This window comes from Streptomyces sp. HmicA12 (genome assembly GCF_000373565.1).
Classification (GTDB): domain Bacteria; phylum Actinomycetota; class Actinomycetes; order Streptomycetales; family Streptomycetaceae; genus Streptomyces.
In genome coordinates this window covers 479,383-491,969 of record NZ_KB891820.1, presented here as the reverse complement: position 1 = coordinate 491,969, position 12,587 = coordinate 479,383, and the positions used below count along the sequence as shown (strand labels likewise).

At 70.8% G+C, this 12,587-nt stretch carries 13 protein-coding genes; 6 read left to right on the top strand and 7 right to left on the bottom strand.

The window, feature by feature from the left end; genetic code table 11:
* Positions 1 to 49: 49 nt before the first annotated feature.
* From B072_RS0128550 to B072_RS0128540, 3 genes are all read right to left on the bottom strand, one after another.
* Positions 50 to 514 (bottom strand): GNAT family N-acetyltransferase, encoded by a 465-nt coding sequence (locus B072_RS0128550; protein ID WP_018533380.1) that lies wholly within the window; start codon positions 512 to 514, stop codon positions 50 to 52.
* A gap of 174 nt (positions 515 to 688) precedes the next feature.
* Positions 689 to 1,297 (bottom strand): DUF1349 domain-containing protein, encoded by a 609-nt coding sequence (locus B072_RS0128545; protein WP_018533379.1) that lies wholly within the window; start codon positions 1,295 to 1,297, stop codon positions 689 to 691.
* 4 nt (positions 1,298 to 1,301) lie between these two features.
* Positions 1,302 to 2,834 (bottom strand): aldehyde dehydrogenase (NADP(+)), encoded by a 1,533-nt coding sequence (locus B072_RS0128540; RefSeq protein ID WP_026246388.1) that lies wholly within the window; start codon positions 2,832 to 2,834, stop codon positions 1,302 to 1,304.
* 128 nt (positions 2,835 to 2,962) lie between these two features.
* On the opposite strand from B072_RS0128540, the gene B072_RS0128535 reads away from it, so the two are divergent.
* Positions 2,963 to 3,757: an IclR family transcriptional regulator gene (locus tag B072_RS0128535; RefSeq protein WP_018533377.1), complete on the top strand. Its 795-nt coding sequence runs from the start codon at positions 2,963 to 2,965 to the stop codon at positions 3,755 to 3,757.
* Positions 3,758 to 3,848: 91 nt separating this feature from the next.
* Positions 3,849 to 5,309 (top strand): peptidoglycan D,D-transpeptidase FtsI family protein, encoded by a 1,461-nt coding sequence (locus tag B072_RS0128530; protein ID WP_018533376.1) that lies wholly within the window; start codon positions 3,849 to 3,851, stop codon positions 5,307 to 5,309.
* A gap of 16 nt (positions 5,310 to 5,325) precedes the next feature.
* On the opposite strand, the gene B072_RS44255 is transcribed toward B072_RS0128530, so the two are convergent.
* On the bottom strand, positions 5,326 to 5,913 hold the full coding sequence (locus tag B072_RS44255) for a hypothetical protein (RefSeq protein ID WP_018533375.1): 588 nt from the start codon (positions 5,911 to 5,913) through the stop codon (positions 5,326 to 5,328).
* A gap of 46 nt (positions 5,914 to 5,959) precedes the next feature.
* Positions 5,960 to 7,372, bottom strand: coding sequence for an NCS2 family permease (locus B072_RS0128520; protein ID WP_018533374.1), 1,413 nt, complete (start codon positions 7,370 to 7,372; stop codon positions 5,960 to 5,962).
* Between the two features lie 249 nt (positions 7,373 to 7,621).
* Here B072_RS0128520 and B072_RS0128515 point away from each other — a divergent pair, with 249 nt between their 5' ends.
* Genes B072_RS0128515 through B072_RS0128505 form a run of 3 tightly spaced genes read left to right on the top strand, consistent with a single transcriptional unit; the run spans position 7,622 to position 9,927 of the window.
* Positions 7,622 to 8,212, top strand: a complete 591-nt coding sequence (locus B072_RS0128515) for a SigE family RNA polymerase sigma factor (protein WP_018533373.1) — start codon at positions 7,622 to 7,624, stop codon at positions 8,210 to 8,212.
* Positions 8,209 to 9,036: a hypothetical protein gene (locus B072_RS0128510; protein WP_018533372.1), complete on the top strand. Its 828-nt coding sequence runs from the start codon at positions 8,209 to 8,211 to the stop codon at positions 9,034 to 9,036. Before B072_RS0128515 ends, B072_RS0128510 begins: the two co-directional genes overlap by 4 nt.
* A gap of 57 nt (positions 9,037 to 9,093) precedes the next feature.
* Entirely contained in the window at positions 9,094 to 9,927 is an 834-nt protein-coding gene (locus B072_RS0128505) for a pectate lyase (RefSeq protein ID WP_018533371.1), read from the top strand.
* 147 nt (positions 9,928 to 10,074) lie between these two features.
* Here the strand turns inward: B072_RS0128505 and B072_RS0128500 are convergent, their stop codons facing one another.
* Positions 10,075 to 10,878: an HAD family acid phosphatase gene (locus B072_RS0128500; protein WP_234018935.1), complete on the bottom strand. Its 804-nt coding sequence runs from the start codon at positions 10,876 to 10,878 to the stop codon at positions 10,075 to 10,077.
* A 208-nt stretch (positions 10,879 to 11,086) separates the two neighbouring features.
* Between B072_RS0128500 and B072_RS0128495 the strand changes: the two genes are divergently transcribed.
* Complete coding sequence (locus B072_RS0128495; protein ID WP_234018934.1) at positions 11,087 to 11,407, top strand: hypothetical protein; 321 nt, start codon at positions 11,087 to 11,089, stop codon at positions 11,405 to 11,407.
* A gap of 61 nt (positions 11,408 to 11,468) precedes the next feature.
* Here B072_RS0128495 and B072_RS0128490 read toward each other — a convergent pair whose 3' ends face one another.
* Positions 11,469 to 12,581 carry a right-handed parallel beta-helix repeat-containing protein gene (locus B072_RS0128490; RefSeq protein WP_018533368.1) on the bottom strand — a complete coding sequence of 371 codons (1,113 nt, stop codon included), beginning with the start codon at positions 12,579 to 12,581 and terminating at the stop codon, positions 11,469 to 11,471.
* Between the last annotated feature and the right edge of the window lie 6 nt (positions 12,582 to 12,587).

The window sequence follows — 12,587 nt, the reverse complement described above, 5'->3', positions numbered from 1 at the left end:
GGGCAGGGGGTGCCCTGCGCCGTCCGGTACAACCGGATGCCGCCTCCGCTCATTCCCGGGGCAGGGTGAGCCGCAGCTCACGGTGGGTGTCGACACCGCCCGCGGCGGTCCAGCCCCGGGCCGCGTAGAAGGCCTGGGCGCGCTGGTTGTCCCGGTGCACGTCGAGCACCGCCTCGCGCACGCCGTCCGCGCGCCACTGCTCGACGCAGGCGGCGTGCAGCTCCGTGCCGACGCCGCGGCGCCAGTGGGCGGGGTCGGTGTGGAACTGGAAGAGCTTGACCGTGCCGCGCGGGGCCTCGTCGGGCCGCCGGAAGGAGGCGAGCCCGACGACGGCGCCGTCGCGGACGCAGAGCAGGACGTGGGCGCGGGGCCGGACGATGGCCTGCGCCCACCGCTCCTCCCAGAGCTCGGAGGTGTCGCCCTCCGGGAAGCCGTCGGGGTAGTAGGTGGCGCGGGCCCGGCGGTGCAGGGCGACGACGGTGGGGGCGTCGGCGGGGACGGCGGTGCGGATCATGACCGGGTAGACGGGGTGCGGGGCGAGGCGGTTCCCCCCGGGACTGCGGCGGCCCCTGAGATGGCGCACGCAGTGCGCATCTCAGGGGCGCGGGGAACTGCGCGAGAAGCCCCACCGGACCCGCACCCGCCGGGCGAAGAGGCCCGCCCTCGACGGCGCCCCCGCACGCGACGCTCAGGACCCGTCGCGGAGCCCCTGCGGCCAGTTCGGCCGGAACTCGATGTGGTCGTACGTGACGACGCACCCCTCACCGACCGGCGACTGCGCCAGGAACCCGACCAGCGCCGCCGCCGCGGACTTCTCGTCGCCGAGGGAGAAGATGCGGATGAAGGTCCACTTCTCCCCGTCGGCCGAGGCGTGGAACGCGAACGCCGAGCCGGTGCGGCTCACCCGCAGCCACACCGAACTCCCGGGAACGACATAGGCGTTCGCGTCGTCGGAGTGGCCGCGCGTGACGACCGTGCAGATGGTCGGCTCGTCCGGGGAACGCTCGAAGCAGAGCTTCGCCCACTCCCGGTCCCCCACGTGGAGGTAGAGCACTCCCGCGTCGAAGGCGGCAGCGAAGCCGACGGTGACCCGCGCTATCAGCTGGAAGTCGCCCTCCGGCGCGCCGAGCAGGCGCGGCGCGTCGGACGCGGGGTCGAGGCTGTCGCCCGTGGGCGGCACGAAACGGTCCTGGCGGGCGCCCGCCCAGCCGGTGAGCACCCCGTCCTCGTGCGACCAGTGGCCGTCGGGACCGTACGTGCGCAGCGGGAAGGGCAGTTCGGGGAGTTGGAGTTCCATGCCCTCAGTTTTCCAGGCGGCCGTTGTAGCGACGCGGCAGGCCCAGCGGGTTGTCGTCGCGCAGCTCCGCGGGGAGCAGTGCCTCGGGGGTCGTCTGGTACGTGACCGGGCGCAGCCAGCGCTCGATCGCGGTGCCGCCGACGGACGTCGAGGTGGAGGTCGTCGCCGGGTAGGGGCCGCCGTGGTGCTGGGCGGGGGCGACGGCGACGCCGGTCGGCCAGCCGTTGACCAGGACGCGTCCGGCGATGGGGGTGAGCTCGGTGAGCAGCTCGGCGCCCCGGCCCTCGCCCGCGGCCTCCGCCGAGGACAGCTGGACCGTCGCCGTGAGGTTGCCGGGGAGGCGGCCGAGGACCGCGGTGACCTCGTCGGCCGAGTCGTAGCGGGCGACGACCGTGACCGGGCCGAAGCACTCCTCGAGGAGCAGGTCGTGCGCGCCGCCCTCGACGGCCAGGCGCGCGGCCGGGACCGTGAGGAAGCCGGGCGACACCGTGTGCGCGCCGCCCGCGCCCGGCGTGACCGGGGCGGACACGTCCGGGAGTTCGGCGCGCTCGGCGACTCCGGCGATGAAGTTGTCGCGCATGCGGTGGTCCAGGAGCACGCCCGCCGCGGTGTCGCTGACGGCGGCCGTCAGCGACTTGACCAGGCTGTCGCCCGCCTCGCCGCGCGGCGCGAAGACCAGGCCGGGCTTGACGCAGAACTGGCCGACGCCCAGGGTCATCGAGCCCGCGAGGCCCGCGCCGATGGCGTCCGGACGCTCGGCCGCGGCCGCCTCGGTGATGACGACCGGGTTGAGCGAGCCCAGCTCGCCGTGGAACGGGATCGGCACCGGGCGGGCCGCGGCCGCGTCGAAGAGGGCGCGTCCGCCGCGTACGGAACCGGTGAAACCGGCCGCCGCGACCAGCGGGTGCTTGACCAGCTCGACGCCGGCCTCGAAGCCGTGGACCAGGCCCAGCACACTCTCCGGGATGCCGTGCTGAACGGCGGCCCGGCGGATCACCGAGGCGACCAGTTCGGAGGTGGCGGGGTGGTCGGGGTGCGCCTTGACGACGACCGGGCAGCCGGCCGCGAGCGCGCTCGCCGTGTCACCGCCGGGGACCGAGAAGGCGAAGGGGAAGTTCGACGCCGAGTACACGGCGACGACGCCCAGCGGGATCTTGTAGCGGCGCAGGTCCGGGACGGGCGGGGTCGCGGTGTCGTCCGGGTGGTCGATGACGACGCCGAGGAAGGCGCCCTCGTCGACGACGTCCGCGAACTTCCTCAACTGGAAGCACGTACGGGCGAGTTCACCGGTGAGCCGGACCGGGCCGAGCGCGGTCTCCGCGTCGGCGGCCTCGACCAGGTGGGCCCCGGCCTCGTCGAGCAGGTCGGCCGCGGTGCGCAGGAAGGCGGCGCGGACGGTGCGGTCGGCGAGGGCGGAGCGGGCCTCCTGGGCGGCGCGGACCGCCTGGTCCACTTCCTGGGCCGTGGCCTCGACCGCAACCTGCTCCCGCTGCTTCCCGGTTCGGGGGTCCACACTCCAGACTGGTGCTGCTGCCACGGCGAATTCCTCCAGCTTTTCTCGCGGCTCGCCGGACGAGCCGCGAGGGTCGTTCGATATACTGAACGCTGTCTCTGTTGATGAACTCCATGGAGACTATTTCTCGTCGAACGAAGGGGTCAAGGGCGATGTCGGCAGGCGAGACGGGGGCCACAGCGGGCGGCGCGGCAGGTGGCGCGCAGGTCAAGTCGGCGGTGCGGACGGTCGAGTTGCTCGAATACTTCGCGGGCCGTCCCGGAATGCACTCCCTGGCCGCGGTCCAGGAGGCCGTCGGATATCCCAAGTCCAGCCTGTACATGCTGCTGCGCACGCTCGTCGAGCTGGGCTGGGTGGAGACCGACGCGACCGGGACGCGGTACGGGATCGGGGTACGGGCGCTGCTCGTCGGCACCTCGTACATCGACGGTGACGAGGTCGTCGCCGCCGCCCGGCCCACCCTGGACCGGCTCTCCGACGACACGACCGAGACCATTCACCTGGCGCGGCTCGACGGTACGAACGTGGTCTACCTGGCCACCCGCCAGTCGCAGCACTACCTGCGGCCCTTCACGCGGGTGGGCCGCCGGCTGCCCGCCCACTCGACGTCGCTCGGCAAGGCGCTGCTCGCCACCCACACCGACGAGCAGGTCCGCAAGATGCTCCCCGAGACGCTGCCCGCGCTGACCGAGCACACGATCACCGACCGCGAGAAGCTCATCGAGGAGCTGCACGCGGTGCGGGAGCAGGGCTTCGCCGTGGACCGCGAGGAGAACACGCTGGGGCTGCGCTGCTTCGGCGTCGCGATCCCCTACCGGACCCCGGCGCGGGACGCGATCTCGTGCTCGGTGCCGGTGGCCCGGCTGACGCCCGCGCACGAGCAGATGGTGAAGGACGCGCTGTTCGACGCGCGGGACCGGCTGACCCTCGCCACGCGTCGGCTCTGACCCCCGGGCCGCGCGGCGGTTCGTGAGAGCTTTCTGAGAAAACCGGGCTTATCGGAACGAACGGGCCCGGTTCGCTCGTCTTCTGTGCGGGATGAACAAGACGATCAGGCGCGCCTCCGTCTTCTGTCTGCTGCTCGTGCTCGCCCTGCTGGTCAGGGTGACGTGGGTGCAGTACTACGAAGGCCAGGCCCTCGCGGACGACAAGAACAACCGACGCAATGTGATGGAGCAGTACGCGAACCCGCTCGGCGACATCATCGTGGGCGGAGAGGCGGTGACCGGCTCCACGAGAACGGGTGGCGACAGCGACCTCGACTACAAGCGGACCTACAAGGACGGTGCGCTGTACTCGGCGGTGACCGGCTACACGTCGCAGGTGTACGGCTCCACGCAGCTGGAGTCGATCTACCAGGACGTGCTCGACGGCACCGACAACAAGCTGAAGAACCCCGTCGACACGCTCACCGGGAAGAGCACCGATCCCGGTGACGTGATCACGACGATCGACCCGGGCGTGCAGAAGGCCGCGTACGAGGCGCTGGGCGACAAGAAGGGCGCCGCCGTCGCGATCGACCCGGACACCGGGAAGGTCCTCGGCATGGTGTCGACGCCGTCGTACGACCCGTCGAAGATCAGCGGGTCGGGGTCGTCGGACGCGAAGGCGTGGAAGGCGCTGGCGTCCGACGAGGACCACCCGACGGTGAACCGGGCGCTGAAGCAGGCGCTGCCACCCGGCTCGACGTTCAAGCTGGTCGTCGCCGCGGCCGCCCTCGAGGACGGGCTGTACTCGTCGGTCGACGAGAAGACCGACTCGCCGAATCCCTTCCTGCTGCCGGGCACGAGCACGTACCTGAAGAACGAGAGCTCGACCGCTCCGTGCGAGGACGCGACCATCAGGACCGCGCTCCAGTACTCCTGCAACAACGTCTTCGGGAAGATGGCCGTCGACCTGGGGCAGGACAAGGTCAGGGCGATGGCCGAGAAGTTCGGGTTCAACGACGCGAAGCAGGACGTGCCGGTGCGGGCCGCCGAGAGCGTGTACCCGTCCGGCATGGACGGCGCGCAGACCGGCCTGTCCGGCATCGGCCAGTTCGACGTCACGGCCACGCCGCTGCAGATGGCGATGGTGTCGGCCACCATCGCCAACGACGGCCGGCAGGCATCCCCGCACATGGTGTCCGAGGTCACGGACGCGGACGGTGACACCGTCACGTCGTTCCCGGACTCCGACGACACCCGCATCGTCAGCGGGAAGACCGCGTCGCAGCTGCGGTCCGCGATGGAGACGGTCGTGAACACGGGCACGGGTACGAACGCGCAGATCGCCGGGGCGACCGTGGGCGGCAAGACGGGTACGGCGCAGCACGGCGAGAACAACAGCCAGACGCCCTACGCCTGGTTCACGTCGTACGCGAAGGACGCTTCGAGCGGGAAGTCGGTCGCCGTCGCGGTCGTCGTGGAGCAGTCGAACGCGGAGCGGTCCGAGGTCAGCGGCAACGGACTGGCCGCGCCGATCGCCAAGGCGATGATGCAGGCCGCCCTCAAGGGATAGCCGCGGGGAAGCCGCCTCAGCGGCGGCTCCTCCCGCGATTCCTGAGGTTCCTGAGATTCCTGAGGTTCCTGAGGGCCGTGAACGCCGTACGGCGGGAGGGGGCCGCGGCCGGCTCCGGAGGCGGCGATGCCGGGCTCGGCGTCGCCGCCTCCGGCCGCTTGTACCAGCCGTAGACCACCCAGGTCCCGCAGGGCTCCCAGCCCTCGGGGGCCAGTGCCGCGTCCCTCTCGGCACGCCCCCGGGGCACCAGTTCCCTGCGGTACTCCCAGCGTCGGGGGTGCTCCGGGTCGCGGTGGCTGACGAAGCGGCCGAGGCCGTCGACGCGGTCCACCTCCCAGCCCTCGGCGCCGAAGCGGCCGAGGAGCGCCTCGTCGGCGTAGGTGTCGGCGCTCCAGCACCAGGTCTCGACGTGTTCGTCGGGCGACGGCGCCCCCGGGACCAGCCGGCCCGCGAACGCGTCGGCCGGGCCGAACACGTCCGCCGGGTCCGTGGCGCCGGGTCCGCTCCCGTGCGCGGCGAGGTCGCAGACGAGCGCCGTGACGTGCCCTGGCGGCAGGCCGCGGGCCCGCAGGTGCCGGGACAGCTCGTCCCAGTACGTCGTCATCGCGCTCCCCTCTGGCCCGCCCCAGCGTAGATCAGCAGGTCGGGGGCTACGCCGTCACGCCGAGCAGCTGCTCCAGCGGGTCGATCGCGAAGTACACGAGGAACAGCAGCGCGGCGCCCCACAGCAGCGGATGCACCTCGCGCGCCTTGCCGAGCACCGTCTTGATCACGACGTAGGCGAGGAAACCGGCGCCGATGCCGTTGGTGATCGAGTACGTGAACGGCATGACGACGACGGTCAGGAACGCGGGTATCGCGACCTCGAAGCGGTCCCAGTCGACGTACTTGACCTGCGTCATCATCAGGAAGCCGACGGCCACGAGGGCGGGCGCGGCGGCCTGCAGCGGGACGATCGTGAGCAGCGGGGACAGGAAGAGGGCGAGCGCGAACAGACCGCCCGTGACAAGGTTCGCGAAGCCGGTGCGGGCACCCTCACCGACGCCTGCCGCCGATTCGATGTACGAGGTCGAGGAGGAGGCGGAGGCGGCGCCGCCCGCGACGGCCGCGGCGCCGTCGATGAGCAGCACGCGTCCCAGGTGCGGGACGTTGCCGCTCTCGTCGAGGAGTCCGGCCTCCGCCGAGATGCCGACGACCGTGCCCATCGTGTCGAAGAAGTCGGACAGCACGAGGGTGAAGATCAGGAGGATCACGGTCAGGATGCCGACGCCCGGGGTGTCGAAGGCGCCGAACAGGGAGAAGTTCCCGAGCAGCCCGAAGTCGGGCGCGGAGACGACGTCGTCCGGCAGCTCGGGTGTGGTGAGCCCCCAACTCTTCACGGTGGCGAGCGAGTTGATGACGACGGCGAGGATCGTCATCGTGACGATGCTGATCAGGATGGCGCCCTTCACGCGGCGCGCCATCAGGGCGACGGTGAGCAGCACGCCGAGGCAGAAGACCAGGATCGGCCAGCCGGAGAGCGCGCCGGTGGCGCCGAGCTGGACGGGGACGGTGGTGTGCGCGACGTCCGGGATGCGGGTGGCGAAACCGGCGTCGATGAAGCCGATGAACGCGATGAACAGGCCGATGCCGACGCTGATGGCCTGTTTCAGCGCCCGCGGGATGGCCCGCATCACCGCCTCGCGCAGACCGGTGACGACGAGGACGCAGATGAGCAGCCCCTCGATGACGATGAGGCCCATCGCGTCGGGCCAGCTCATCAGCGGGGCGATCTGGTAGGCGACCACGGCGTTGATGCCGAGGCCCGCGGCGAGCGCGAGCGGCAGATTGCCGCCGACGCCCATGATGACGGTCATCACGGCGGCCACCAGGGCGGTGGCGGTGACCAGTTCGGCGCCGTCGAGCTGATGCCCGTACTTGTCCTTGGCGCCGCCCAGGATGATGGGGTTGAGGACGAGGATGTACGCCATCGTGAAGAACGTGGCGAATCCGCCGCGGACTTCACGGAGGTAGGTGGAGCCGCGCTGTGTGATGTGGAAGTAGCGGTCGACGGAGCCGGACATGAGGGTGCTCGCCTCTTCTCGGGTCGGCTGTGCGCGATGGTGGCTGAAGTGTTCCCGCAGAAGCGGCAGTTGAGGTTTTCGCCGTGTTACGAGATGGGCGTGACGAGAGGGACGGAATCCACCGCTCCGACGTGTCCGATACCACGTACGTCCTTCGAGCCTTCGTACGTAACGCTGGTACGCTCTCGCATCCCGCGGAGCCGCGGAGCCGCAGAGCCGCACGCAAGGGACAGCAAGGGGAGGACCAGCGTGAGCACCGTCGTGGACGCCGAAGACGGCACAGCCTCCGCCGAGTTCCATGCCTTCTTCGAACGGCATCACGCCGAACTCGCCCGTCTCGCACACCTGTTGACGGGAGAGCCGGACGCCGCCGACGACCTCGCCGCCGACGCGCTGCTCGCGCTCTGGCACCGCTGGGACCGGGTGCGGGCGGCCGAGCACCCGGTGGCGTACGCGCGCGGCGTCGTCGCCAATCTCGCGCGCACTCGTATACGCAGCGCGGTCCGCGAGCGGCGCCGCGTGGCACTGTTCTGGTCGGGCCGCCAGGAGCGCACCGAGGGTCCGGACGTGCCGGCCGTCGTCGACGTGCAGGGCGCGCTGCGGGAACTGCCGTTCCGCAAGCGCGCGTGTGTCGTGTTGCGGCACGCGTTCGACCTGTCGGAGAAGGACACCGCGCTCGCCCTGGGGATCTCGGTGGGTACGGTGAAGAGCCAGACGTCGAAGGGCATGGCCGAGCTGGAACGGCGGCTCGGGCAGGACGCGTTGAACACGAGCGCGCCCCGGCGCGTACGAGCGGTCGGTGCGAGGGCACTTGATGCCACGGAAGGAGGTCGGCGATGAGCGAGGAGCTGCGGCAGCGGCTGCGCGAGGCCGCCGGCACGCACCGGCCGGACCGTGAGCGGATGCTGGCCCGGATCGAGCGCGGCATGTCCGAGCCGCTGACGGCCGGGGTCCGTCCCGCGCGACGCGGGCCCGCCGCGGGCTGGGCGCGGGTCGTCGGGGTGACGGCGGGCGTGGCGGGAGTGCTCGCGGTGGGCGGTTTCGCGGTCGGCGCGGCGCTGCGGCCCGACGACGGGCCGCGCCAGACCGTCGCCGTCTCGCCGACGCCCGACCCGCCGTCCCCGGCCGCCACCTCGCACGGCCCGGAGCCCTCGGCCACCCCGACCGGCCGGCCCTCGCACTCCGCGCCGCGGACCGACGACTCCGCGTCGGCTCCCGCGACGCCGTCGAAGAGCGCCGACGACAGGCCACCGGCGGTGCCCGACGCCAGCAGCACCTCGGACGGTCCGCTGTGGTCGGACGGGTCCGTCGATCCGGGGTCCAACGACTACTGGGGCCAGAGCGACGTCACGTTCAGGACCAAGGAGCAACTCTCCGCGCTGACCGTGGAGTTGAAGGTCGCGCAGACCGGGGCCGTCGCCGACACCGGAAGCTGGCGCTCGCTGCCCTCCGAGGACTTCACGGTGTCCGTCGAGGAACGGGACGGCTTCCTGGTGTACCGCTGGGTGCTCAGGCCCGGGAAGTCGGTGCCCGTCGGCGAGTTCGTCTTCGCCGGGCAGTACGACCACGCGGACGGCGGGCGGGACGCGTCCGACGACACGTACACGGTGTCGGCGCGGACCGGCGCGGGTGAACCGGCCGCGGTGGGCGGGGACTTCGAGTAGTCCGCCCGGTCCGACGTTTCGCGGCAACCTTTCCCCGCGGGGCGACCACTACCGAGTATGACAAGGAAGCCCCAGCAACCCCCACGCCATCGCCGCCGCCTGAGCCGCAGGCGCACCACCATCGGCGGCCTGGCCGCGCTCGCCCTCACCGGCGGCGCCCTCGTCACGACCAGCCTGGTCGGCTCCGCGGGCGCCGCGACCGCCTGGCCCACGGCCAAGGGCGAGCAGGCCGTGAGCAGCAGCATCTCGGTGTCCGGCACCCTCGACGGCGGCTACAAGCGCTATTACGGCTCCGGCGACCTGGGCGGCGACGGCCAGGAAGAGGGCCAGGACCCGATCTTCAACCTGAAGGACGGCGCGGTCCTCAAGAACGTCATCATCGGCTCCCCCGCGGCCGACGGCATCCACTGCGCGGGCAGCTGCACGCTGCAGAACGTGTGGTGGGAGGATGTCGGCGAGGACGCCGCCACGTTCAAGGGCACGTCCTCGTCGGCCGTCTACACGGTGTACGGCGGCGGCGCGAAGTCGGCCTCGGACAAGGTGTTCCAGTTCAACGGCGCCGGGAAGCTGGTCGTCACCAAGTTCCAGGTCGAGAACTTCGGCAAGCTGGTGCGCAGTTGCGGCAACTGCTCGACGCAGTACAAGAACCGGAACATCATCGTCAACGACGTGGACATCACCGCGCCGGGCAAGTCGATCGTCGGCATCAACTCCAACTACGGTGACACGGCGGCGCTGCGCAACGTCCGGATCCACGGCGACAGCAGCAAGAAGATCAAGCCGTGCGTCCGCTACGAGGGCAACGACGACGGTGACGAGCCCACCGAGATCGGCAGCGGCCCCGACGGTACGTACTGCCGGTACACGGCCTCCGACCTCACGTACGACTGAGCCGCAGTCGTACGACAGGCATGACGGCGACCATGGCGGGTACTCCCCTGCTCACTGAGCCATAACGAAGAAGGACCGAGAACGCCCCCGCCGGTGGGACCCGGCGGGGGCGTTCTCACCTGCCACCCGCCTGGGTGACGGGCGCCGTCACTCCACGTAGTAGGTGGGGTTCGGGAACTTGTACGTCTTGTCGGCGTGGCCGCCCTCGAGGTCGGAGTACTGGTCGCCGAAGTTGCCGACGATCTCGTAGCCCTGGTCCTCGATGTGCTTGCGGGTGCCCGACTTGTACTGGACGGTGGTGCAGTTCCAGGCGGTCGCGGTGGCGCAGCCGCTCAGATAGGCGGGCGGGGCGGCGGTGTCCTTGAGGAAGATGTGGTCGGCGTCGAGATCGACGTCGATGCCGACCTTCTTCAGGTTCTCCACGGCGGAGGCGCGCTGCGTCTCCTTGAGCCCGGAGTTGTAGAAGACCTCGACGCCCTTGCGGGTGGCGTACTCGATGAGGTCGGGGGTGCCGGGCACGGCCGGGCGGTCGGCCCGCGCCACGTAGTCGGCCCAGCTCGCGCTGTTGTAGACGTAGTTGGTCTTGATCTCGTAGTCGAGGCTGAGCAGCAGCGTGTCGTCGATGTCGAAGACGACCGCGGGCTTCTCGCCGTGCTTCTTCGCCTTCTTGGCGGCCCTGTCGATGTCTCGCTCGGCCTTGGCCGTGATGCGTGCCATGTCGTCGGCGTACGCGCTGTCCGCCGAGGCCTGCCAGACGCCGTCCGCGTCCTGAGTGGCGCCGTAGTAGCTCTTGATCTCCTTCACGAGAAGACCGATGTTGTGCGGCTCGGCCGTCGTCTTCCCGGTCGGGTGGTCGGCGCTCGCGGCGCCGGTGCCGTAGACGATGCCGCCGGCCAGGGCACAGGCGGCGGCGACGCCCACGACTTTGGTGGACCTACGGAGGGTCGACACACGAACTCCCATCAGTGGAAGGGGTTGCAGGTGGACGCATGTCTATGCGCATCACACGGGGTCCCGCGACGTCTTTTACCCGATCGATATCGGCCAGGTCGCATTCATGGCCATTGCCCAGGTCTGAACCGCCCTTGACCTGGTGTTGAACCCGTGCCCATAGGGTCGTCAAGCACACGTACAACCGATGGAGCAAGGACGGACCACCGTGACTGCCGGAGCTACCCTCGCCGCCGCGGGACACGGCCCCTCCCCCGTGATCCTGGGCGCCTTCCTCGTGGGTGGCGTCGTCGCGATCTGGACCGGGATGAACTGGGCCTTCGACCTCCGCGGCATCACCACGCGGCGCTGCGACCGCATCCGCCGGAAGCAGTCCGACAGCTGGGGTGTGGTGGGGTCGGTGAACGGGCTCGACGGCTCGGCGAACCTGCTCGCGCGCCCCGGTTACCTGCGGGTCCTGGGCGCGGTGATGGCGCTGGCCGGGCTGCTCCTGATCCTGGTGACGTACGTGCTGTGGCAGCTCGGGTGAGCGACACCCACTGACCCGCCCGGCCGCGGCGTTCGGGCGGGCGGGTCGGCGGACGGCCGCGTCAGTTCATCGTCGCGCCGATCGTCGACGATCCCGTCGTCAGGAACGTCGTCGCGGGCAGCGTCCCGGACGAGGAACGCGCGTTGTACGTCGTCGTCGCGTCCGTGGAGACGAACGGCGGGGTCGAGATCCCGGAGTCCCAGTTGTTGCCCGCCGACGTCACCGCACCGCTCTTGGCGACGGCGCCGGAGCCGTTGCCCACCGCGAGGTTCTTGCCGAGTTTCGCGGAGCCGGTGGCGAAGTAGTGGCCCCACTTGGCGTTGGCGTAGGCGGTGGTGCGGTTGATGACGATGGCGCCGGTGTTGGAGTTCTCGGTGAAGCCGTTGCCCGCGTTGTCCCAGGCGGCGGAGTTGTTGACGACGTGCGCGACGGTGTCGCCGTCGCCGCCGAGCTTGTAGCCGTTGCCGTCGCCCGCGAAGGCGGAGTCCGACCAGCGGTTCTTGCCGTTGCCGAAGGCCCAGGAGTGCTCGATGGTCACCGGGGAGGCGAAGGACCACAGGTCGATGCCGTCGTCGGAGTTGTTGTAGAGGCGGGCGCCGGTGACCAGGTTGCCGGTCCCGGAGCCGTACTTGACGGCGACGCCGTCGGCGTTCTCGCCGTGGTTGGCGGCGTCGTAGTTGCCGTAGGAGTCGATGTTCTTGACCGTGTTGTTCACGGTCGCGTCCCCGGTGAGGGTGAAGCCGGAGTCGCCGTTGTTGATCGTCTTGATGTTGTTCCAGGTCGTGCCGGTGCAGGACTGGCAGACGACGGCGCTGTCCGGGGAGTTCTGGAAGGTGATCCCGGAGACGTTCCAGTAGTCGGCGGTGAGCTTGAGGATCCAGTCGCCGGAGGGCAGGGACGATCCGTCGATCTTGACGGTCTCCGAGCCGTACGGGCGCAGCGTGACGGGGCTGCCGGAGGTGCCGTTGGCCGTGGACTGGAGGGTCTCGGTCGGGTAGTAGGTGCCGGCCCTGACCTGGATGACGTCACCGGCGGACGCGTCGGAGACGGCCGCGTCCAGCTCGGCGGTGGTGTCGACGACGACGGTGGCGGCCTGCGCCGGGGCGGGGAGCAGGAGGACCGCCGCGCCTGTGGTGACGGCGCAGGCGACGGCGAGAGCGGTACGACGCAGCATGTGCGG